The organism is Rhizobium sp. O111 (genome assembly GCF_055616315.1).
In genome coordinates this window covers 1,142,870-1,165,379 of the sequence record NZ_JBSHXL010000002.1, presented here as the reverse complement: position 1 = coordinate 1,165,379, position 22,510 = coordinate 1,142,870, and the positions used below count along the sequence as shown (strand labels likewise).

Sequence of the window (22,510 nt, the reverse complement as noted above, 5' to 3'; positions counted from 1 at the left end):
GTCTGTTCTCTCAAGCAAAGGAGAGACAGTATGACCGAAGTAGCCTCGAATGCACCGACCAAGTTCGCCGAATTTTCCGATCGCAAGATCGCATACAGACGGTTCGGGAAGGGAATCCCGCTCGTCTTGAACGTAAGGTTCCGCGGAACCATGGATTCGTGGGATCCGCTTTTCCTCGATGAACTGGCAAAGAGTTTCGAAGTGGTCATTTTCGACTACACGGGCCTTGGAGCATCGACCGGGCATCCTACCTACGACCGCGCGTCTCTGGTCAAGGACGCCAAGGACCTTATCGAATACCTGGGTTTCAAAAAGGTCGTGATCGGCGGCTGGTCTCTCGGAGGGGTCGTCGCTCAGAAATTTACTGCCACCCATCCGGAAGCCGTTTCGCATACCGTGTTGATCGGAACAGCTCCTCCCGGAAAGCCTGAAGTGAGCGGCGAGCGCTTATTCATGGAGACTGCGATGCATCCGAATAACGGCTTGGAAGACCAGATAGTTTTGTTCTTCGAGCCGAAGTCGGCACGCAGCAGAGAAGCGGCAAAGCAGTCTCTGGAGCGCATCGGCAGCCGCGTCGCCGACCGTTCACCTCAGATCCCCGAGGCCGTGTTCCTGAAACTTCTGAGCGAGGCAAAGGACCGGACCACGATCTACCCAGATCCAGAGGGGCTGGAGATGGCGGCGCTGGCGTCGGGCACGACCCCTGTCATCGTCATAAGCGGTGATCATGACATCGCATGCCCGATCGGCAATTGGCTGCCGCTGGCTACGAAGTGGAACTCGCTCCATCTTGTGACAATCCCGCAGGCAGGACACGGCCCGCATCATCAGGAACCTATCTTCTGCGCGGAGATGATTACGTCCTTCGTAAAAAACGTCCGGTAACGCATGCGACCACGCGACGAGCAGATTTATCTACTCGCCGCGTGGGTTTCCGGCTTTCGCTTCAGAAGCCCTCGAGTACGATCTTGCCCTTGGCTTTGCCGCTTTCGAGTACTGCATGTGCCTTCCTGAGGTTTGCAGCATTTATGGGCCGCAAGACCTCTGTGACGGTCGTCTTGATCTTTCCCTCGTCGATGAGATCAGCGACCGCGGTTAGAAGTTCACCTTGTTTCCCCATGTCCGCGGTACCATACATCGATCGCGTGAACATGAACTCCCAGTGGACAGAAACAGACTTCCGTTTAAAGCCCATAATGTCCAAGCTATCGGGGTCGTCGATTAGGCCAAACTTGCCCTGTGGCGCTATCAACTCGATGATCTCGGAAAGCTGGGACTTGGTCTCGTTTGTGGAGAAGACGAACGCTGGTGCGCCGACGCCCAACGCTTTGACCTGCTCGGCGAGTGGCTGCCTGTGGTCGATCACGTGATGAGCGCCTAGCTCTTTGACCCACTCGACGGTTTCCGGACGTGACGCTGTTGCAATCACTGTGAGGTCCGTCAATGCGCGTGCCAACTGGATGGCAATGGACCCGACGCCACCAGCGCCGCCGATGATGAGCATCGCATTGGCAGCGCCAGGCAGTGCGGACCGAACATTGAGGCGGTCGAACATCATCTCCCATGCGGTGATGGCCGTCAGAGGAAGCGCTGCTGCCTCAACGTAGCTGGCGTGCTTGGGTTTTGGACCGACGATGCGCTCGTCGACCAGGTGGTATTCGGCATTTGCACCTTGCCGGATAAGGGACCCTGAATAGAAGACGGCATCGCCCACCTTGAAGTTAGACACGCCATCGCCAACGGCCTCGACTGTCCCCGCGGCGTCCCAGCCGAGAACCCGCCACGCGCCTTCCGGGGACGACATGCTGCTTCTGATCTTGCAGTCGACCGGGTTCGCGGACACGGCTTCAACCTTTACCAGAAGGTCGCGTCCTGTCGGCACGGGTTTTTCCAACACTATGTCTACAAGGGAATCTTCGCGATCGAGCGCGCCTGCCTGCTGGTATCCGATGGCTTTCATGGAGTTCTCCCAATCTTGGTCCGCGGCGTCGGATGACGCCGGCAGCAATCGGTAGGTACCGGTCTCACAGCCGTATTGTACAAAAACGCCCTGGCACATAGCGGGAACTCCAGTGGCCGAACTCCCAGTGGCGCCCGAAGGCGAGCGAATCCTACAATCTCTGAGCCGAGATCGCGTCAATGATCTTCGGGGAGCGGCTTCAAACAGTGATCGACTTCGAAGCTCGATGAAGACCCAGCATTGTTGAAAGAATGCCGATGAAAGGTCACAAAATGATCGAATACCCTCCACTGCGGCCAATCGAAACCGGGATACGAGGACTGTGCCCGCGGTGTGGGCAAGGGCATCTATTCGATGGATTTCTAACATTGAAGCAGAGATGCGAGGTCTGCGACCTCGACTATTCCTTTGCCGATCCTGCAGATGGTCCTGCATTCTTCGTCATCTGCTTCACCTGCGTTCCAGCTGTAGCCTTCGCCTGCTGGTTGGAGGTCTCTTTCGCGCCCCCAATATGGATGCATGCGGTGGTTTCGCTGCCGATCACCCTACTGGCCTGCATCTTGCCCCTTCGCCCTCTCAAGGGCTGGCTGGTAAACAGTCAATTCTTCTACAAGGCGGAAGAGGGGCATATCGATCGGGACTATCGCCGTGACACATCCAAAGAAGGGTAAGATCGCGGCTGCATTGACTACCCGAGACCTAATGTTGTGGCCGCGTGGTGGAAAGAGTGAGGCCGCCCTACGCGAGGACGGCCCGACCCCTCCGGCTACTTTGCCTGGGCTGCGTCCTCGATAATTTTCGCTACGCGGTCCGGATGGGACACCATGACGACATGTGAGGCACCCTTGACCTCGATGGTTTCTTTGGCGTTCGCACGCTTAGCCATCCACTTCATAGCTTCAGGCGGGATGTTCTTGTCGGCGGAACCGAAAATCGACCATGACGGGATTTCCTTCCATCCAGCGTTTGTTGCCGCTTCGCCGAGAGCGGCATCGGTGACCGGGCGCTGCGAGGCTGCCATGGCGGCTGCAGCCTTTTCAGAAACGTCCGCTGCGAACTGATTGTGGAATTTCTCCTGCTGGATGTAGAGGTCCTTTACGCCACTCCCCAGCTCGACCGGTTTGTCGAGCGCCGACGAAAGGGTGCTGCCTGGGAACTTGCCGGAAAGCGTGAGGGCGGATTCGCCGAGCTCCGGAGCAAATGCCGAGACATAGACGAGCGACTTGATCTTGCCGTCCTTCGTTGCGGCTTCTGAGATCACGGCGCCGCCGTAGGAATGCCCTACGAGCACGACGGGAGTATCGAGATTTGCGATGATGCGCTTGAGGTACGCGCTGTCACCTTTGACGCTGCGCAACGGGTTTGCCACGGCGACAACGCGATAACCGTCGGATTCAAGTTTTCCGATAACGCCATTCCAGCTCGACGCGTCTGCGAACGCGCCATGGACCAGGACGATCGTCGGCTTTGTGCTGGCCGCGTAGGCCGGAACACTCGCCATCGAAGTGGCAAGCAATGCAGATGCGAGTAGGCTCTTGAACATGGGATATCCTCGTTCGATTTTCGACTGCTTGAATAAGCGCCATATTTCGGCTTGGTTATTGTACATTCGTCCGGAAAAGCTCGCCGCCTCACGAACGAGGTGATTTATGCGTCGGCGGAGATCTCTTGAGACCGACGGTCAGATCGCCTCAGCCTCAAAGGAGGCGAGGGAAAGGATTGCTTCGGCCGCCTCCAAGTCGCCTTTAACCGGGACTTCTGGGAAAAGCCGCAGTGTCCGTTCGATCCTTTCACGATCTGCGTCAAACGTCTGAACGGTACCGCGCGTCGCAAGGCTGTTCGCGCACTTGAGCTGCCAGGTCAGAGCGGACTGCACCTCAGCGGTGAGGTAGGCTTCGTGAAGCAAGACGCTGCCACGTTCATCGTTGCGATCGAGCAGGATTTCACCATAAAGCCTCAACAGTTCCGCCCGGCACCAACCCGCTTCGCCGGCGAGACCGAGCTGGATAAACTCGAGCCCAGCTTTCCTTCCAGCGGTCGTAACAATGTTCTCAAGGAGAGGTCCATTACTGCCATGTCGGAAGCAGGCGGGCGCAGGGCCTCGTTGGATTTGGCTCTCTTCCAGTGCGTACTCGTATCCTTCCACCCACTCCTGCCATCGGACGAGCGAGTTTCTAGTCGAGGTATCTCTTAGAATACCCAGAAACCGGTTCCCGAGCTCCATTTCCCCGACCCCGAAGTAGATGGGGCAGGCGCCGACGGCGAGGCCAAGGCAAGTCGATATCGGATGGTCAACCACCACGATGTCCGAGGTAAGCTCATCCAGGTGCTCCAGAGCGATCTTGATCTGGCCGCGGAGGTATGCGGTTTTGGCCATGACCATTAACGAAAGCGTCTTCTGACCGAAACTTGCACCACTTGTGAGGGTTCCGCGAACGGCTTGGCCGTTCGCCTGCAGCGCGCGCAGGGCGTAATCGTAGGCTTCGTCGTGGGCGCCAAGGTAGTGGCTGTTGTGGGCGAGAATACGGTTCACCGCAGGCTCGGCGATCTGACCTAGATCTTTCCGCAACTCCAAAGCCACTTCATTCGCAGCATGATAGTGCCCCCGTGTGGTCAGAAGGGCGCAAATACCACTCGCCGCTCGCAGGAGCCTAGTAGCGTCGTTTAGCAATCGCGCCGAACGCGCGGCCAGTTCGAACTGACGTTCCGCTTCCGCATCGCCATCGACGCTATGAACGTTGTAAGCGATGGAGCCATACGCTGACCGTAGCTGTGTTTCTAGCAGTGGATCGGCTAGCGGTTCGAGGTCGATCGACCGGATCGCTTTCTCGATATGCCTGAACTGCTCGTTCAGCAGTCCGAGCTGTGTCCAGAGAACTCCGGAGGCGGCGAGCAATTCGTAGAAAAGGTGGGTTTCAGCAGTCTCCTCGCAGAACGCCAGAGCGAGACGAAGATCGTGAATGAGAACCCCATATCCATTCATCCATTGCGAGGTTGGAAGTTTGTCCCATTGAAATTCGGCTTCTCGCATTCGTGTGAGAAGCAGCGCTGCGTGAGACAAACGCACGTTCCGATGCCGTCCAGTCGAGGCAAGCTTGATTGCCGCATACTCCCTGGTGGTTTCAAGCAGGCGCAGCGCTCGCCCCGATTCCGAACGAGCGAGAAGCGATTTCGACTGTAGCCCCCAGATCGCATCTTCGGCCTCTTCCTGTCCGAGAACCGCTTGGCACACGACGAGTGCGCCTTCTCGGGAGAAGGAGTATGCGAAAACCGACAGAGCTTGCAGAACGACCTTCTCGCCTTCTGTAAGGAAGCCGTAGCTCCAGTCGAGGGTAGCCTGCAGGGTTTGTTGGCGGCGAGGAGCGGTGCGTCGCCCTCTTCTCAGCACTGTCAATGGCTGATCAAGTGAAGCCAAAAGCTGGTCCAGTCCAAGATCTACCACTCGGGTGGCCGCAAATTCGATAGCGAGTGGGATACCTTCGAGTCTCCTCACGATCGAGGTTACAACGTCCAACTGATCTTCTCGCAGAGGAGCGGTCATCTCGAACGAATGCTCCATCCTGTCCATAAAAAGGGCCACAGCCGAGGACTGCATTGCCTGCTTCGTTCCCTCACCTACGTCAGGGACATCCAGTGCTCCAAGCCGTCTGACGGTTTCAGCGTGAACGGATAGGGGTTCTCTGCTCGTTGCGAGTACCGTCACTTCGGGACACGTCCTGATGATGCCGTCTATGATCTGGGCGGCATTGGCGATGACATGTTCGCAGTTGTCGAAGACGAGCAGGATCTTTTCCGGCGCCAAGGCCGCGATGACTCCGGGGAGGGGATCGTCGCTATAGACAGAAAGACCAAGTAGGGATGCCAGCGTAGGCGCTATCGTTGCTGTTGAGCCGATGGCTGCCAAGTCCAGAAAATACACGGCTTCATAATCACCCTTGAGCAGATGCGCCAGCTCCAGGGCAACTGTGGTCTTTCCGATGCCTCCGGGGCCAACGATCGTCATGATGCGCGACTCGCGCAGTTCCAGGCATTTGGCAATGAAATCCTGCCTGCCGATAACAGTTGTCACTTTACCAGGAAGATTGCCTCTGCGCTGTGGGGCGATCGGCTCGACAGCTCGCTCGTCCCTTCGCACGGTCGCCGACAGAATATATCCGCGGCCCGCCACGCTCTGAACGAGGGAGCCCGCGTTGCCCACGGCGAGCGCCTTTCTGAGTGCAACCACATGAACCCGAAGCGAGTTTTCAGCGGAAACGCTGTCAGGCCAAACGGCCAGAAGGATGTCGCTCGAGGACACGATTTCCCCGGCGCGCGAGGCTAGTAGCGCTAGGATGTCTAGCGCTCGAGATCCGATCTTCACGGGTTTGCCCTGATGAGCCAACAACCTGCGGGAGACGTCGAGTTCAAAATCAAGAAATCGAATAGTTGACATCAGGATGTCCCGGAACCTCCTCGAACAACCCGAAAATGATGGGTAAGCAATCGACCACAATTCTATGCGATTACCTTAGCCCGTTGGATTTCCCAAAAATACCTAGCCATAGAGTCAGGTTGAAGGCGTCTCCACGAACGGAATAACTGGGCCAGCACAACAGGGGTGGTTCATGCGGATAGGAAACGCAGAGGTTTTTCGTATCGAAGAATACCACGGTCTAGGTTTTCCCCCGCAAGCCTTCTTGCCAGATTGGGATGACCGACTGGTGGAAGAGCACCTGCACTGGATGGTGCCCGACCATTACGTCCCAAGCGAAGGCAGGCTAGTGGGATCGATACACAGCTGGCTGATCAAATTGCCAAATCTGACGATCCTCGTGGACACATGCAGCGGCAACCACAAGCATCGCCCCGACAGCCCGTTCTTCTCCATGATGAATTCCCGATATCTGGAGAATTTGGCGGCAGCCGGAGTGGACGCGGACGATGTAGACTATGTCTTCTGCACGCACCTCCATATCGACCACGCAGGCTGGAACACGCACCTCGTCGACGGGCGGTGGGTGCCCACGTTCCGGAACGCGAAGTACATCGTGTCCCGTAGCGAATTCGAACGCCTGGTCGAGGATGAAACGCCATCCGGCGATGATCTGAATTTGATTGTGGATACGATCCAGCCAATCATCGAGAGCGGGCAATGGCTCCCGATCGATGCTCCCTTCCAGCTTTGTGACGAGCTCCTCATCGAGACCAGTCCTGGCCATACCGACGGACATTGCCATCTAACCCTGTCGTCGGGCGGCGGAAAGGCAGTGTTCTCCGGCGATATCGTTCATCACCCTATCCAAGTGCACATTCCGAGCTGGAATTCTGCTGCATGCTCGGTGACTGAGCAGGCGGTTCCCACGAGGATCAAGATCCTTGAAGCTATAAGCGAAACGGGCACCTGGCTCATGCCCGTGCATTTCGCAAAGCCGTTCTGCTGCAGGGTGGGGAAGGCCCAAGGGGAAGGGTTCGCCTGTATTCTCGAATGACAAGGTTGCCTAGGTAATCACACCCTCATCAGGATAGTCACCGGATTCATCCGCACCCCTCTTTAGAGGGTTATCAGTTTCGTGAAGGGATGCTCGGTTGTCGCGTCCAAGAACGATGAAAGATTCTATGAAAAGACCTGACTTGAAACGGCTCTCTGGCTCAGAAGTGGGGCCAGCGGATTATGGCGTCTACATGTGGGATGTTGCTGCGGACGCTTTCAGAATGGACGCCACCTTATGCCAATATCTTGGAGTAGCTCAATCAATTGGCGCGGAGGGAGTTTCCCTGCATCATGTTGTTGACCTATTGCACAAGGCGGATCGCGCGGGGTTCTTGGATGGGATTGAAACTTCCGCGCGAACCGGATCGTCTTTCAGGCGCGCTTTCAGGCTGAAGGCGGCGAGCGGAAGTCTCGAGGAACTGCAGGCAATTGGCCACTCGTTCCTGGGCGGGGGCCGCGTTCCGGACGTCTGCACCGGACTAGTATTCCGGATCAGAGGGGAACGGAAAGAGCCGAATTCCGAACTTGCCGACCATTGCATCGCGGCCTATGAGGTCGCCAAGCAGAGCGGTTCCGAAATAACCCAGTATCTGATTTCCATGGTGCTCATTGAATTGGGCTATCAGATTGCTGGGTTCGAGCCACGCACGATTCAATAGAATAGTATCCTCACCGCGAACGCGCCATTGGATACGGCGCGTTCGCGATGTCGTCATATCGTCAAGCCATCAGCTCTTCACGAAAGCGAGCAGGTCCGGATTGATGACGTCAGCGTGCGTTGTCAGCATGCCGTGCGGGTAGCCCGGATATACCTTGAGCGTGCCGTTCTTGAGCAACTTCACCGACAGGCGGGCCGCGTCGTCGATCGGTACGATCTGGTCATCGTCACCGTGCATGACCAAGGTCGGCACTGTGATCTTCTTGAGGTCCTCGGTCTGATCGGTCTCAGAGAAGGCTTTGATGCCATCATAGTGCGCCTTCGCGCCGCCGATCATGCCCTGCCGCCACCAGTTCTGAATAACGCCCGGATAGACTTTGGCGCCATCTCGGTTGAAGCCGTAGAACGGACCGGAAGCGACGTCCAGATAGAACTGAGCGCGGTTGGCTGCGAGACCATTGCGGAGCCCATCGAAGACTTCCATCGGAAGACCACCAGGATTGGACTCAGTCTTGAGCATCAGCGGAGGGACGGCGGAGACGAGTACTGCCTTCGCGACCCGCTTCTGGGGCTCCCCGTATTTCGCGACGTAGCGTGCAACTTCGCCGCCGCCGGTCGAGTGGCCGATATGAACTGCGTTCTTGAGGTTGAGATGCTCGTAGACCGCAGAAGCGTCGGCTGCGTACTGGTCCATGTTGTGGCCGTCGGCCACCTGCGACGAGCGGCCATGGCCGCGTCGATCGTGAGCGATGACGCGATAGCCATGCTGCACGAAGAAGAGCATCTGTGCGTCCCAGTCATCTGAGGATAGTGGCCAGCCGTGATGAAAGACGATCGGCTGGGCATCCTTTGGACCCCAATCCTTGTAGTACAACTCCACGCCGTCCTTGGTCTCTACGAATGCTTCAGTCATTTCCAGCTCTCCAATAGTTGCGGTTGTTTTTTTGTCTGCTGCGTTTGCCACGGGCACAAACATGGAAAAGGAGACGGCTGCCCCCGCAATCAGTGTCTGTCGGCGAGAAAGGTCGTAGGTCACAGTCGGCTCCATTGTTTCCGCCGGGTCACGGCATGACCGGAAGCTAGGGGAGAAGCGAATACCGATATTGTAGATTCGGGCACAAACGCGCGGATGCCGAGATAGGCTCAATGTCCGAAATGAGACCGCTCGATTCCCACCGGGATAGGATCGTTCAATATGGTCCGACACCTTGCGGCTACTCCATGAGAGGGCCGCTTCTAAGGAAGTCACGTCCGACGCGTTTTCCAGGTCAGAGCGCACACGCGGAGTGACCCGATGGAGCAGAAAGGTCATTGCCGTGGGATTTGTCGCTTCGAACCTTGCGAAGATACAAGAGCGGACAGCGACCCCGGTCCGCAAACAGCATTTTTACGAAGACGACGAACTGTTCAACTGCCCCGACGGACAGCGTCCGGCGTTGCCGGGCTCACCTGGGTTTCCCAGCCACCCCGTGGGCCGCCGTGTGATGTACGGGTTTACAGCCATGTTCGTCGGGATCACTGGAGCTTTGGGAAACGCGATTGTAGCCGCGAACCTCCCGTACATTCAGGGGTCGCTGGGGCTCGATCTCAGCGAGGTGGCTTGGCTTCCGGCAGCCTACCTCGTCACGAATGCCATTACTGGCTGCGTGCTGGTAAAATATCGCCAGGAGTTCGGCGTACGGTCTTTCTGCATGATCTTCTTAACGCTGCAGGCAGCGTTGATCACATCTCATCTGTTTGTAAATGGACTGGCCGGAGCGATACTCGTGCGCGCGGCAAGTGGTATATCTGCGTCGGCGCTGACGACGCTGGGCGTGTTCTACATGATGCAGGCGTTTCCCGCTGCGCACAGATTGAGAGCAGTCTGTCTCGGCGTCGGCACGCCACAACTTTCGCTTCCGCTGGCGTGGCTTGTTCCCAAGGACTTCTTGGCACTCGGAAACTGGAACGGGCTCTACCTTTTCGAGTTAGGTCTGTCGCTCACCGCGCTAGGTATTGTCTCGATCATTCGTCTCCCGCCTAGCGTGCGGTCGAAGGCGTTCGAGCCGCTGGATGCCCTTAGTTTCGTTTTGTACGCTTCGGGCTTCATCATGTTTGGCTCTGCGATGGGACTAGGCAGCTATCTTTGGTGGACGAACGTGCCATGGATCGGGTGGTGCTTCACAGCCTGTCTCCCGTGTTTCGCCTTGTTCGTTTGGATCGAGTACCACAGGAAGACCCCGCTCATCGACGTAAAATGGCTTTCGGCCGGAACCTTTGTCAGATGGGCGATGATCGCTGTCCTCTGCAGATTCGTCCAATCCGAGCAGACGATCGGTATCCTGACGATGCTGCGGGATTTCGGCCTCACGAATGACGATATCAGGCCGCTCACCGGAGCCATATTTATTGGCGCGGTGGCGGGATTGGTTGCAGCCGCGATGATCGTGTCGCCGCCGCGTTTGCCGCACATGGTTCTATTCGCTTTGCTGCTAGTCGCCGTCGCGACATACATCGATTCTGGATCGAGCGTTTTGACACGGGCACCTCAATTGATGATCACCCAACCGCTCGTCGCTTTCGCGGGTACGTTCTTTATCGGCCCAGTGTTCATTTTCGGGCTTGGACGGGTCTTGGCCGATGGCGGGGTCCGAATGACGAGCTTTATTGCGCTATTTAACGTCACGCAGTCGGTTGGAACGCTTACAGGAAATGCGTTCACCCAAACATATCTCTTTCACGCCCAACAATATCATCTCGGCGAATATGCCGGGCAGGTGGCGAAGTCCAATCCGGAGGTGACGGCGCTTCTGTCGACGCTTGCCGCTCGATATGTTTCGACCATCGACGACCCCGCGATACGGTCCGCAGAGGGTGTTGCGGCTCTGTCACAACAGGTCACCCTGTACGCGCGGCTTGCAGGGTATGTCGACGTCTTCACCGCCATTTCGCTCGCAGCCTCGGCCGGCGCGGTCTCGCTGCTTGCCGTCATCACAGTCAGCCTGTTCAAGCAATATCGGAGCAAGACACCATGAACGCGGTATCCCCCGTCACCTCGGCGCAGACGGCCAGTGCCACGGAGATGGCAGCTGCTCCCCCTCAGCAATGGCAGCCCAAGATAAGCAGCTTCATCACGAAGGCATTCGCCATGTTGCTGGTAGCTGCAGGCATGGTTGCGGTTCTGGCCGCATGGCAGCTGCCCCCGTTCGCAACCAGCGTTGTGAAGACCGACAATGCGTTCGTCCGAGGACGCACCACGGTGATTAGCCCGCAGGTGACAGGCTACATTGGCGAGATTGGAGTCCGTGACTACGCAGAGATCAAGGAGGGCGACGTGCTGCTGCGCGTCGATGACAGGGTCTACCGAGCCCAGGTCGCGGCCGCTCACGCGGAACTCGATATTGCCAGCTCCAACCTCGCCAATAATCAGCAGACGATCACACAGAGACGGCTCGACATCACGACCGCCGAGGCAAAAATTGCAAGCGCCAACGCGCAACTTGTCAAGGCCGAGGCAGACTTTAAGCGGGCGACGCAGCTAGCAAAACAGGGTTCTGGTTCCGCCAGCGCGGAGGACGCCACGCGTGCAGCGAAAGGTGTGGCCGGGGCTGGTCTGCAGGAGGCGAACGCGGGGTTGGGCAATGCGGAGCAGGCGTTGAAAGCCGCAACCGTGAACGACTCTACACTCAGAGCCGATGTAGAGAGTGCGCGAGCCAGGCTACAAATGGCGGAGATCAACCTCGGTTACACTGTCGTAACAGCCCCGGAGGATGGGAAGCTGAGCGACGTAAGCGCCAGACGGGGACAATTCGTCACGAGTGGCAGCCAGCTGATGTTCCTGGTCCCCAAAGCTCGTTGGGTGATTGCGAACTTCAAGGAAGCCCAATCCGGCGCGATCCGCGCTGGACAGCAAGCATGGTTCTTTGTCGACGCGTTGGCCGGGGCCCGCTTCCATGGAACGGTGGAGGATATCTCGCCAGCAGCCGGATCCGAGTTTTCAGTCCTACGCACGGACAATGCCATCGGCAATTTTACAAAGATTCCACAACGTATTGCAGTGCGCATTAAAATCGATGCTGACCAGCCTCAGTTCGAGAGGCTCGGTCCCGGAATGTCTGTGGAAGCCTTCGTCGATACAGCATCACGCATCACCCCTAGCGACCATTGAGGAGACTACCATGAACGTTATGCCCAACGATCCGTCGGATCCATGGCTACGCGAAGCGCAGACCTACCCGGTTATACCTCAGGAGATGATTGAACGAGTTCGCAAATACGGCGAGCTACAGGTTAGCCACGACGATAGCATTGCCTTTAGCCGGGGCGACCACGCTTTGGACTTTTACCTGATTTTGGAAGGAGAAATGGAAGTTCACGCTGATCACCCGATTAAAGGACGGCAGTATCTTTACAGCTATCGCGCGGGTCAGTTTAGCGGCGAGCACAACATGTTCACCGACCGCAATACCCTATTGTCCGGCAGGATGTTGGCGGGCACGAAATTCGTCAGGGTTCCTCACGAACGTTTCCGGGCCCTCGTAACCGGAGAGCCCGATATCGCTGAGATAATGATGCGGGCCTACATCCTTCGGCGCGCAGGACTTGTGCGGCACCTTAGAGGCGGTGGTGTTTTGGTCGGCCACCGCGAGCACTCCGAATTGCTCCGTATACAGCGGTTCCTCACCCGCAATCTCTATCCTGTCGAGGTGCTGGACATCGTCAACGACCCAGAGGCTATCCGGGCAATGGAGGAGCTCCCCATTCCGGTCTCTGCCCTTCCGGTCTTGATAAAGCCAGACCGTGTCGTTCTGTCGAAGCCATCCGACGAATTGCTCGCTGAGGAACTAGGGCTGTTTGAGCCTCCCGAAGAGGGCGTCGTCTATGATGTGGTGGTTCTCGGAGCCGGTCCCTCGGGTCTTGCTTCGGCGGTCTATGCGGCTTCTGAAGGATTGCGGACGATCGTCGTGGAAACGCTGGCTCCGGGTGGCCAGGCTGGCACATCGTCCAAAATTGAAAACTACCTAGGTTTCCCGACTGGGATATCGGGCGAAGCTCTGGCTGGACGGGCGCATATACAGGCACAGAAGTTCGGCGCGCGTATCTGTGTTTCGCGCAGGACTGTGTCCCTCGACTGCTCGAAGAAACCTTTCGAGATCGGACTGTCCGATGGCTCCACAATACGGGCGAAAGCCGTGGTGGTTGCGACCGGTGCTCGCTACAGAACGCTTGATCTTCCGAACTACGACAAGTTTGAGGGGCAGGGCATCCACTATGCGGCCACGGCAATGGAAGGAAACCTCTGTGCGGCGCAGGAGGTTGTCATCGTCGGGGGCGGCAACTCGGCAGGTCAGGCGGCGGTCTTCCTGTCGCGAACGGCCAGTCACGTGAATATGGTCATGCGAAGCGGAATTTCGTCCACGATGTCAGACTATCTCGTTCAAAGGATCAAGAGCTCGCCCCGGATCACACTCCACGAATCGTGTGAGATAACGGAGCTTCGTGGCGAAGATGGTCTTGAGGGCGTGAGCTGGAAGAACAGGAAGACTGGGCAGTCATACGACCGCCCTGCTACAAGCATGTTTGTGATGATCGGTGCATCGCCCAACACGGACTGGCTGGCCGGCTGCGTCGATCTCGATCGGAGCGGTTTCGTGGAGACCGGGTATTCGGATGACGGACAACGTGCTTCGCCGATCACACCCTATCGCACGAGCAAACCCGGAGTTTTCGCGGTAGGAGACGTCCGCTCTGGTTCGATCAAAAGGGTTGCCTCTGCCGTGGGGGAAGGCTCTGTCGTGGTTGCGGCGATACACCAGTATCTGGCCGATAACTCGTAGCGCAAGCTAGGCTGGCTCGTTGTCCAGCCTGCTTACTCCATACGCGTCACATACTCGGGGATCGCACCTATCGTCGTTGTGAGAGCACACTCGTTCAACGGCTTCCCGACGTACTCTTTTGATGGAGCGGTAGTGCTGCGCGCGTGTGATGCAGCGTATCGTCGTTCGCACCGGTGCATTAGCCGGTCGCGGCTTTCTGCTGTTACGGGTAGAACAGTGGAAAGGATCTCAGATAGCCCAAGATCACTGTCGAGATCACGTAAAAGGTTGCGGCAGAGATCCCGGCGACCGCCATAATTGGGCCGACATCAGCAAGAGAAGGAGTGTCGTCAGTTGGGGTCGGCTCAACAGCTTGGCGCCTGAACGTGTTGTCGTTTGCTGCTCGCATCCCCCGCCCAACGGCGCGTGCTTTCACCCTCGACATTGGTGCCCGTCTAAAGATGCATGAAGTTGCTGAGCGGTCGGTAGGCATATCGTCACCTTTCGGTTCCAGTTGATCGTCCGACTTCCCATGGACGAAGTCAGCTGCAGATGCGTAAGCGCACCAAGGACGTCAGAGCACGCCAAGCATGCGCTGCTACCTGCTCCAGAATTTGCCGCAGCAGGAGGAGGCCGACGGCCTGGATCAGGATGCCATTGGCCTCGCGTTGTTTCCGGCCTCGGTTTACGAGACCGAAACGTCCAGCGGGACTGGGTTTCGCATGGAGTTGGCAACAGGGGAAAAATAGTTTGCCAGCCGGACAATTTCGTCCAGCTCCTCGCGGGTGGCATCGCCCTCGACGTCGATCTTCACTCTGATAGCCTGAAAACCCATCTGGAAAGGCTCGCGGGGTGCGCCGCCAGCGCCCCAGGCTGCCGTATTGCCAACGTCTCCCTCGATATGAAGTTCGAGGCGAGAGAGCCGAATGTTCTTGAACGTGGCGACTGCGGTAATCCCTACTGCAAGACATCCTCCGAGTCCGGAAAGCACGATCTCGCCTGGCGCAGGCGCCGTGTCCTGGCCAAACAGATGCAAGGGCTCATCGACGACCACGGGCTCGTGATCGCCAACGTAGCTAAGCGTGCGGTACTGGCCCTCGCAGACCGTATGAACAATGTTCGTCCCGCGTCTGTCCGGATTTTCACGGCCTCGGGCTGCAAAGGCCATCAGGCCATCGCGATCGATCGGCCTCAGATAGGTCTTGATGGTTGTGTGCGGTTCGTTCTGCGACAAAATCGCCTCCATATATTCTGGCTCGGGCGCCTCGCCCTTGGGATTGAGCTATCGGGCGGTCTGCCCATCAAGCGAAGTTCTGTGGCTGGCCAGATACCGGATAGATGCGGCAACTCCGATCGCACGTCCCATCGGACTAGAAAAAGCTTCCAGACCGCAGACAGCGAGTGGGGAGTGCTGAACCCAGTCGGCTGACCTCAAGGTCAAGAACAATCGGCCCCAATAGGAAGCGACTATGGCAGCTATCCGCCCAGGTTATTGTAGGATCGTGTCCCAAGCCCGCGCTTGACGATCGCACGATCGGACAATCTCCGGGCGCACCGATGTTTAATCTTCACGACACAGATCCGGCTATGGGCGCAACCGCGCTGTATGCGGGCGAACGGAGATTGTGAGATGGCAAACGTGCTACCTGATATCGGCAAAGTGTCGTATATGGAAATCGACGGCGTCAATGTGCGCATTGCGACCGGCGGAGGGTCCGAGGGAATTCCGGTTGTCATCACCAGTCCCTGGCCTGAGAGCATTTACGCATTCAGAAACATTCTGGCAGCGATCGGAAAAGCGGCGCCATATGTAGCAATCGATTTGCCGGGCTTCGGCATGTCGGAGGGACGCTCAGATCTGATGTCACCGAGGGCAATGGCTCGCTTCCTCGTGCGAGCTGCCTGGAAACTGGGTATCAGGCGGATGCACGGCGTCGGACCCGACGTAGGCGCTCTCGCAATGCTCTTTGCCGCGGCCGACCGTCCGGATCTTTTTGAGAGTCTAGTCGTTGGCAGCGGCGCTACGAAGGTCGAACTGGCCGCAGGCGGTTTAGTCGACCTGATCGCCTCAGCGCCTGGAACATTTGCGGAGGAGCAGGGTGGAGATCTGGCGGTGGGCTTTGTCACAAGCGCATCCGCAAACACGGTTCCACCATCCGTAATCGAAGACTACTGGCACTCGTCGTCCGCCGCGCGCTTTGACCGAGCGACGAATTTCGTTCGGTCCTACTCCGAGGAACTTCCGATCCTCGAGACGGTGCTCCCGCAGATAGAAGCGCCTGTTCTTGTGCTCGCAGGGCGGCACGACCCGATCGTTCCACCTGCTAACGGCGAGTTTCTCGTCGAGCGGATCAGCCTCTGCCAACAGGTTCTCCTGGAAGGCGGACACCTTATTTGGGAGGACGCAGCGGAAGAATATGGTGCTGAAATCCAGCAGTGGATTTCCGGATCCTACAATGAATTCGGCGCGGTCAATCATCGACACTGACCACGCCGAAATTTCAAGAGTAGACGAGGGATCGGCAAACCCTCGAAAAGCTGCCTTAGCGACGCAAGGACGCGATCCTTCAATAAAGACTCTCCCGATGCGCCGATAACGCCATGCAACGGTATCGCGTGGCCTTTCAAACGGTCGCGTCGTCAGGCTCAGAGGAAGAGAACAGATGCGAGTTTTAGTTCTGTTTGCGCATCCGGCGCAGCGGAAGTCCAGTATCAACACGGCCATGGCGGCGAGCGCCAAAGGCTTGGATAGCGTGACGTTCGTCGATCTCTATGCTGAGTATCCACGCTTTTCCATAGACGTGGATCGCGAACAGCGTCGGCTCCTGGAGCACGACGTCATCGTCTTCCAATTTCCCGTGTTCTGGTATTCGACCCCGGCTCTTCTCAAGCAATGGCAGGATCTGGTTCTCGAGTACGGCTTTGCCTACGGTCCGCGGGGCAAGATGCTGGCGGGAAAGCATCTCATGGCTTGTATCACTACTGGAGGCAGCAAGTCGGACTACTCGGAAAGCGGCGGCAATCGTCGCGTTGTCGAACAGTTTCTCTATCCGCTGGAACAGACAGCGACCCTCTGCGGCATGGAGTATCTTCCTCCGTTTGTCCTATACTCAGCCAATCATCTCGGTGACGCGGCTGTGCAACATCACATTCGATCCTACCCACGGCTGCTGGCAGCGCTTCGTGACGACAGTTTTGCAATCGCAGACGTCCGCCAGCTGCCGATTTTTGGGAGCTATGACTTAATCGATCTGGTGAGGAACTGACCGTTGGAAGGCTTCGCAATCTACGCACTTTGCTACCTTGCTGCAGCGGTCCTCGCTGTTATCGTTTCCCAGCGCATCGGACTGGGTTCCGTCGTCGGCTATATCGCCGCTGGCGTCCTGATCGGTCCGGTCTTCCAGATATCGGTGACTGGGTCCGCGACCCTCGAGCAGTTTTCGGAATTCGGCATTGTAATGATGCTGTTCCTGATCGGCCTTGAGATCGACCCCCAGATGGTTTGGCGGCTGAGAGGCAAGCTACTCGGTCTTGGCGGGCTTCAGGTCGTAGCCACGATCGCCGTGGTCACGTTCGCCGGGATAGGGCTCGGATTCGAGTGGCAGCAAGCCGTACTTTTTGGTTTCGTGGCAGCCTTGTCATCAACTGCGATCGTTCTGCAGACTCTCGAAGAGAAAGGCCTTCTTAGATCGGATGGTGGCCAGGCGAGCTTCGCGGTACTTCTGTTTCAGGACTTGGCGGTAATTCCCATGCTTGCGTGTATTCCGCTAATAGCCGGAAGCGCCCATGGATCACCGTCGGCGCATGGGAGCGCGGATCTCTTGGCAGGGCTCCCCGGCTGGGTTTCTGCGATTGTCACCATCGCGGCGGTGGGAGTGGTGGTTGCTGTTGCTCATTTCCTGTCTCGCCCGGTCTTCCGGACGATAGCGCTTCTCGGGCTTCGGGAGGTATTCACCGCAGCGGCGCTGCTGGTGGTGGTCGCTATAACCGTCCTCATGTCTGCAGTGGGTCTTTCGCCGGCACTTGGCGCGTTCCTGGGAGGCGTCGTTCTTGCGAACAGCGAGTTCAAGCATGAGCTGCAGAACGACATCGAGCCATTCAAGGGGCTATTGCTTGGGCTATTTTTTATGACTATCGGAGCAAAAATCGACCCGGAGGTGCTCTATGCGAACTGGCCGGTCGTGCTTGCTGCAACACTGGCCTTGATTGCGATCAAGGCGTTGGTACTTCTTCCTTTGGCGTGGTTCTTTCAAGTCCGCGGGCCGTCTGGATGGTTATTCGCGTTTGGTCTTGCACAGGCTGGAGAGTTCGGTTTCGTCCTGCTGTCGATAAGCGGTGATCGCGGAATTCTCTCGTCTCAATTCGTGTCGGTATCGGTACTGGTCATTACATTCGGTATGGTCGTCACGCCGTTGCTGTTCAAACTCTCTGACCGGATCGTTGTCATGCTAGAGAAGAGCGGAGGCCGTCGCAGAACAGTTGACCAGCCGGATGAGGGCACGATCATCCTCGCAGGGGTTGGGCGCTTCGGGCAGATCGTGAATCGAATGCTGCTCGCAAACGGATACAAGCCTGTCGTCCTGGATTACCGAGCAGACGTTGTAGACAATGTGCGCAAATTCGGGGTGAAGTCGTTTTTTGGAGATGCTGGCCGTCCAGATCTGCTGGATTCGGCTGGTCTGGCCCACGCGACATTGCTCATCGTTGCCATAGACGACCCTGACCGCGCCACGGAGATCGTTTCTCACGCACGCAGGGTCAACCCCGGCGTCACGATCATTGTTCGCGCCTATGATCGTCTTCACTACTACAAACTGGCTGATGCCGGAGCGGACCACATCGTGCGGGAGATGTTCGACGGTTCAATCCAGGCTGCTGGGATAGCGCTGCAGTCGCTTGGTATGCACCCCTATGAGGTTGAGAAGCGAAAGACGGTGTTCGTGGAGCAAGACACGGCGGGCTTAGCGCGAATGGCCGCTATCGTTGACGGCGAAACAACCGCTGCAAATAATCCAGATTTCGTGGCTGGTTTCAATGACATCGGAAAGGTAATCGAAAACGCTATGATGGGATACCGCTCCGGTTACGACGAAATGGTGTCAAGGGGGTGGAATGCACCGGATGCCGCTTCGATACATGTGCCGAGCAGCGTCGAACCAGATCGAGGATCGTGAATGCCCTTGGTTTTGGAGAGATTTTTCCCTACGAATCCAGCGTCGCCGGCGGGGAATCCTTGCTAAGCTCTTTTTCGGTACTCGACGGTGTTTGACGCCGGCAAGGATTCGATCGGCGCGTTCGAACGCCTAGGTTCCTGCCTTGGAAAAGATCTCAGTTCCGTACCGATGATCCAACGAAGAGGCCGCGGTCCTGCGCGAGATGCGTCGTGTGCTGCCTTCGTCCGTCCGGATCCCGTGTACGTTAGATCCGGCGCGTTGAAATTGGCTTTCGGAGGCCGGTCATGGTTTATCACGGTCGGCGACCTCCGGCGGCCTCAAGTGCTTCTGGTGTATCGACGTCGCATGTCGCCGCTGCTCCAATTTCCACGCCGACTACTGGTAGTCCGCTTGCCGCGATTGCTTTGCGTGCTCCTGTGTCGCCGTCAGTTTCGTCAAGAGCCTGGAAAAGTAATCTTGGAAGGATGACCGGATTGCCAGGCTCTCCAAATGCCATCGCGCGTACAACTGACAAACCTCGGTTGTCCTTGAAGGTTTGGATCAGTGAGGACATGTGGCTCTCGTTTATCAATGGCATGTCGGCCAAGTGGATGAGAACGCCGTCGCAGGTTTGAGGAACCGCCCGCAGTGCAGCTCGTATCGAGGAAGACATTCCCGAGGCGTACGAGTCGTTTTGAACGACCGTCACAACGAGCTCCCCGATAGCGCTTGTTATCTCGGTGGCCATATGGCCGGTCACGACAATCACGGGGCAATCATCGCAAGCGGTGGCGCATTCCACTGTCCGCCGGATCAATGGTACCCCAGCAAAGTTCGACAACAACTTGTTGAAGCTTCCCATACGGCTGGACCGGCCCGCAGCTAGGACAGCGATCGCCACCTTAGTGTCCATACAGCATCTCCAATCACGCGGCTCCCAGACAGGACTGTAATCCACGGCCACCATTCTAGGTTCATGGTCATTTCTGTTTCGATATCGGTCAGCGACCAGAGCATCTCAAGCTGCTCAAGACCTGAGCGGATTGATGGCAGCCAACATCATTGTCGGATGACATTCAACGCTTCTTAGATCGAGATCACGCTTTGGGCAGTCGAATATAACCAAAAGGTATGGCTTCGGCACACCGTGGTCCGAACAGATTTCAAGCTCAGGGACAGGCAACATCTGCTCATCGAAACCCAAATAACGGAGAGTCTGATGAACGCCTACGCCCCGACCAAGGATCACAAGATCATCGCCGCAGCCGCGCTGGTAATCGTATCTGACATCGACCTGTCGCGTGCCATGTCTACCCCAGGCCAGGCGCCTGTGGTGCTTCCGGATCAGTCCGCCGAGGTTGTCCAGCGTGACCTGCTTCTGCCGTGGCAGCGTAGAAAAATTATGCAGTTCATCGAAGCCAACCTCACCGAAACCATCAAGGTGGAAGAACTGGCTACGATGACTAAGCTCAGCAAAACATATTTCTCCAGGGTCTTCAAAGCGGCATACAAAGAGAGCCCGTACAGCTATGTCCTTCGTCGGCGTATGGAATTGGCGAAAGAACTGATCGCAGAGACCAATACAGCTCTTAGCGAGATCGCATTGGATTGCGGCATGGCTGATCAGGCGCACCTCTGCAAGACTTTCCGAAAGGTTTTTGGCATCACTCCGAATAACTGGCGCCGTACCGCTCTAGCCGCCAGTCACGACTCCGGTAAACCGCATTCCCGCAATCATTTCAGCAATTCAAGCGCTGTCATCGCTCTCAACTGATCGCAGCGCTCGTGCGGCACCGATAGTCAGATCTCATTGGTGTCGAAATTGTCTCTACCGGCAGTCGGTCTCCGCTGGCCCATTGCCTTCGAGGCATTTCTATAGCGTCCGGCTCGATTCCACCGGCGATTTCGGACACGAGAGCGGCGATCTGAAGATCGCGATCTATGCCATCGGCCTGATCGAGCGGATCGACGCCGATCTCGAATAACCGGTTCAACAGCAGTTCTCACTACCACATCCATTGGCGCCCAGCGCGCCGATGTCGGGGAAGGCGTGCGTTCCGCGGGCCTCTGGCACGACAAGGGGCACGTTCATGACCATATCGCCATCGTTCGCACAGGAGGGCGCAGACAGGCTCGCCGTCGTCGAGGCCCTCTATCGCTTCACCGCGGGCATCGATCTTCGCGACAACGATCTCCTCGCGTCATCCTTGGCGGAGAATGCCGGCTCCGACTTGCGGCCGGCAGCCGCCATCGCCGGCTCCGATTATCCTGTTATCGAGGGCCGGGGTTTCATAGTCTCGGCGCTGACGACATCGCTTTCCACCCTAGGCACGACGCATTCCGTCGCCAACCCGCGGGTAACAATCGATGGCGACACGGCACGCATGGACGTTCTAGTCGAGGAGAAGCATGTCCCCCGCAGCGATCCCTCGCGCCATTACCTGATTAAGAACCGCTACGACTTCGAACTGAAGAGGAGCGGAGACATCTGCGTCATCACGCAATACGGTCGACAATATCTGGTGCTCCAGTGACATAGGTGTTCTTTCCGGCATCTAGCCTCCACAATGTGCTCAATGAGAGTGTCGGCTGTGACGCGAATGGCGATGAACTTTAGGGCTCGCTGCCGATTTGCACTTTGGTTTGGCTACTCCGGATTATGAAATTTCGTGGGACCGCCGCTCTCGGCCTCGACAGCAAGCTTTGAAAAATTTATCCACGGAAGGATGAGCGCCACAGAAGATACGATCGCACACCGCATCAGCCGCGTCCTAGCCGACCGGATAATAACGGGCGTGCTCCAGGCCGACACGCGTCTGCGTCAAGAGCATATCGCGGAAGAGTTTGGAGCAAGCCATGTGCCGGTTCGCGAGGCGCTCCGCCGACTTGAAGCTCAAGGCCTCGCCGTAAGCGAAGCGCGCCGCGGTGTAAGGGTCGCATCTTTCAACTCGGCTGCAGTCGAAGAAGCAACCAGAATGCGATCTGTTCTCGAAGGGCTGGCACTTCGGCAAGCCGCGCCACATCTTACTTCGCACATGCTCGACAATGCCGAGGTCGTTGCGAGAGCCTGCGATCAAGCGGTCGACATCGTTCAGCAAGAATCTGCAAATCGGCAATTCCACAGCCTGCTGCTCACCCCCTGCGAGATGCCGAGATTGCTCGCAGAGATCGACGATCTCCACATGGTGGGCTCCCGGTTTCTGTTTCTCGAAGGCAATAAAGGGTGGGCTGTGCCGCGTTACGATGCGGATCATCATGCGGTCCTACAGCATCTGCGCTCCGGCAATCTCGATGAGGCAGTCCGCACACTCGAGCGCCATGTGCTGCGGCTGATAGAGAAGCGCCGCGCCGGTGCCTCCCTGCAAAGCGCATAAAATCTCACTAGACGCGTCCGTTTTTAACGTTCTGCCTACACCGGAAGGCGAATGAGGTTGCGCGCAGAAAAATTATAGATAATTTGCTCGATATATCTAC

20 protein-coding genes are annotated in these 22,510 nt (G+C 57.3%); 14 read left to right on the top strand and 6 right to left on the bottom strand.

Translation table 11 applies throughout. The features are described from left to right. Positions 1-30 precede the first annotated feature (30 nt). Positions 31-885: an alpha/beta fold hydrolase gene (locus tag ACVTFQ_RS24905; protein ID WP_470424126.1), complete on the top strand. Its 855-nt coding sequence runs from the start codon at positions 31-33 to the stop codon at positions 883-885. 61 nt (positions 886-946) lie between these two features. On the opposite strand, the gene ACVTFQ_RS24900 is transcribed toward ACVTFQ_RS24905, so the two are convergent. Then, a complete protein-coding gene (locus ACVTFQ_RS24900; RefSeq protein WP_470424125.1) occupies positions 947-1,960 on the bottom strand; it encodes a zinc-binding alcohol dehydrogenase family protein in 1,014 nt (337 codons plus the stop codon). 272 nt (positions 1,961-2,232) lie between these two features. Here ACVTFQ_RS24900 and ACVTFQ_RS24895 point away from each other — a divergent pair, with 272 nt between their 5' ends. Next, positions 2,233-2,631, top strand: coding sequence for a DUF983 domain-containing protein (locus ACVTFQ_RS24895; protein ID WP_470424179.1), 399 nt, complete (start codon positions 2,233-2,235; stop codon positions 2,629-2,631). A 95-nt stretch (positions 2,632-2,726) separates the two neighbouring features. On the opposite strand, the gene ACVTFQ_RS24890 is transcribed toward ACVTFQ_RS24895, so the two are convergent. Together ACVTFQ_RS24890 and ACVTFQ_RS24885 are read right to left on the bottom strand one after the other, a co-directional pair. Continuing rightward, positions 2,727-3,503, bottom strand: coding sequence for an alpha/beta fold hydrolase (locus tag ACVTFQ_RS24890; protein ID WP_470424124.1), 777 nt, complete (start codon positions 3,501-3,503; stop codon positions 2,727-2,729). Positions 3,504-3,641: 138 nt separating this feature from the next. Next, on the bottom strand, positions 3,642-6,392 hold the full coding sequence (locus tag ACVTFQ_RS24885; RefSeq protein WP_470424123.1) for an ATP-binding protein: 2,751 nt from the start codon (positions 6,390-6,392) through the stop codon (positions 3,642-3,644). A 172-nt stretch (positions 6,393-6,564) separates the two neighbouring features. On the opposite strand from ACVTFQ_RS24885, the gene ACVTFQ_RS24880 reads away from it, so the two are divergent. Together ACVTFQ_RS24880 and ACVTFQ_RS24875 are read left to right on the top strand one after the other, a co-directional pair. Continuing rightward, entirely contained in the window at positions 6,565-7,428 is an 864-nt protein-coding gene (locus ACVTFQ_RS24880; protein WP_470424122.1) for an MBL fold metallo-hydrolase, read from the top strand. A 127-nt stretch (positions 7,429-7,555) separates the two neighbouring features. Then, positions 7,556-8,089 carry a hypothetical protein gene (locus ACVTFQ_RS24875; RefSeq protein ID WP_470424121.1) on the top strand — a complete coding sequence of 178 codons (534 nt, stop codon included), beginning with the start codon at positions 7,556-7,558 and terminating at the stop codon, positions 8,087-8,089. A gap of 69 nt (positions 8,090-8,158) precedes the next feature. On the opposite strand, the gene ACVTFQ_RS24870 is transcribed toward ACVTFQ_RS24875, so the two are convergent. After that, complete coding sequence (locus tag ACVTFQ_RS24870; protein WP_470424178.1) at positions 8,159-9,001, bottom strand: alpha/beta fold hydrolase; 843 nt, start codon at positions 8,999-9,001, stop codon at positions 8,159-8,161. Positions 9,002-9,404: 403 nt separating this feature from the next. Here ACVTFQ_RS24870 and ACVTFQ_RS24865 point away from each other — a divergent pair, with 403 nt between their 5' ends. From ACVTFQ_RS24865 to ACVTFQ_RS24855, 3 genes are read left to right on the top strand one after another with little or no spacing between them, the layout of a single operon-like run. Beyond that, positions 9,405-11,102, top strand: coding sequence for an MFS transporter (locus ACVTFQ_RS24865; protein ID WP_470424120.1), 1,698 nt, complete (start codon positions 9,405-9,407; stop codon positions 11,100-11,102). Beyond that, complete coding sequence (locus ACVTFQ_RS24860; RefSeq protein ID WP_470424119.1) at positions 11,099-12,235, top strand: HlyD family secretion protein; 1,137 nt, start codon at positions 11,099-11,101, stop codon at positions 12,233-12,235. The genes ACVTFQ_RS24865 and ACVTFQ_RS24860 overlap by 4 nt, the downstream gene beginning before the upstream one ends. 10 nt (positions 12,236-12,245) lie before the next feature. After that, the gene (locus tag ACVTFQ_RS24855; RefSeq protein ID WP_470424118.1) at positions 12,246-13,904 is read left to right on the top strand and encodes an FAD-dependent oxidoreductase; all 1,659 of its coding nucleotides are present in this window, start codon (positions 12,246-12,248) and stop codon (positions 13,902-13,904) included. A gap of 664 nt (positions 13,905-14,568) precedes the next feature. On the opposite strand, the gene ACVTFQ_RS24850 is transcribed toward ACVTFQ_RS24855, so the two are convergent. Beyond that, a complete protein-coding gene (locus ACVTFQ_RS24850) occupies positions 14,569-15,117 on the bottom strand; it encodes an OsmC family protein (protein WP_470424117.1) in 549 nt (182 codons plus the stop codon). A 396-nt stretch (positions 15,118-15,513) separates the two neighbouring features. On the opposite strand from ACVTFQ_RS24850, the gene ACVTFQ_RS24845 reads away from it, so the two are divergent. The 3 genes from ACVTFQ_RS24845 (at position 15,514) to ACVTFQ_RS24835 (ending at position 19,057) form a co-directional block, all read left to right on the top strand. Continuing rightward, positions 15,514-16,371, top strand: a complete 858-nt coding sequence (locus ACVTFQ_RS24845; RefSeq protein ID WP_470424116.1) for an alpha/beta fold hydrolase — start codon at positions 15,514-15,516, stop codon at positions 16,369-16,371. A 175-nt stretch (positions 16,372-16,546) separates the two neighbouring features. Then, the gene (locus ACVTFQ_RS24840) at positions 16,547-17,149 is read left to right on the top strand and encodes an NAD(P)H-dependent oxidoreductase (protein WP_470424115.1); all 603 of its coding nucleotides are present in this window, start codon (positions 16,547-16,549) and stop codon (positions 17,147-17,149) included. A gap of 3 nt (positions 17,150-17,152) precedes the next feature. Further along, a complete protein-coding gene (locus ACVTFQ_RS24835) occupies positions 17,153-19,057 on the top strand; it encodes a cation:proton antiporter domain-containing protein (RefSeq protein ID WP_470424114.1) in 1,905 nt (634 codons plus the stop codon). 292 nt (positions 19,058-19,349) lie between these two features. Here ACVTFQ_RS24835 and ACVTFQ_RS24830 read toward each other — a convergent pair whose 3' ends face one another. Continuing rightward, the gene (locus ACVTFQ_RS24830) at positions 19,350-19,949 is read right to left on the bottom strand and encodes a nucleotidyltransferase family protein (RefSeq protein ID WP_470424113.1); all 600 of its coding nucleotides are present in this window, start codon (positions 19,947-19,949) and stop codon (positions 19,350-19,352) included. A 306-nt stretch (positions 19,950-20,255) separates the two neighbouring features. Here ACVTFQ_RS24830 and ACVTFQ_RS24825 point away from each other — a divergent pair, with 306 nt between their 5' ends. From ACVTFQ_RS24825 to ACVTFQ_RS24810, 4 genes are all read left to right on the top strand, one after another. Further along, a complete protein-coding gene (locus ACVTFQ_RS24825; protein WP_470424112.1) occupies positions 20,256-20,810 on the top strand; it encodes a helix-turn-helix domain-containing protein in 555 nt (184 codons plus the stop codon). A gap of 82 nt (positions 20,811-20,892) precedes the next feature. Continuing rightward, positions 20,893-21,021: a hypothetical protein gene (locus ACVTFQ_RS24820; RefSeq protein ID WP_470424111.1), complete on the top strand. Its 129-nt coding sequence runs from the start codon at positions 20,893-20,895 to the stop codon at positions 21,019-21,021. 105 nt (positions 21,022-21,126) lie between these two features. Further along, entirely contained in the window at positions 21,127-21,570 is a 444-nt protein-coding gene (locus tag ACVTFQ_RS24815; protein WP_470424110.1) for a nuclear transport factor 2 family protein, read from the top strand. A gap of 192 nt (positions 21,571-21,762) precedes the next feature. Further along, positions 21,763-22,410 (top strand): GntR family transcriptional regulator, encoded by a 648-nt coding sequence (locus tag ACVTFQ_RS24810; protein WP_470424177.1) that lies wholly within the window; start codon positions 21,763-21,765, stop codon positions 22,408-22,410. The last annotated feature ends 100 nt before the right edge of the window (positions 22,411-22,510 follow it).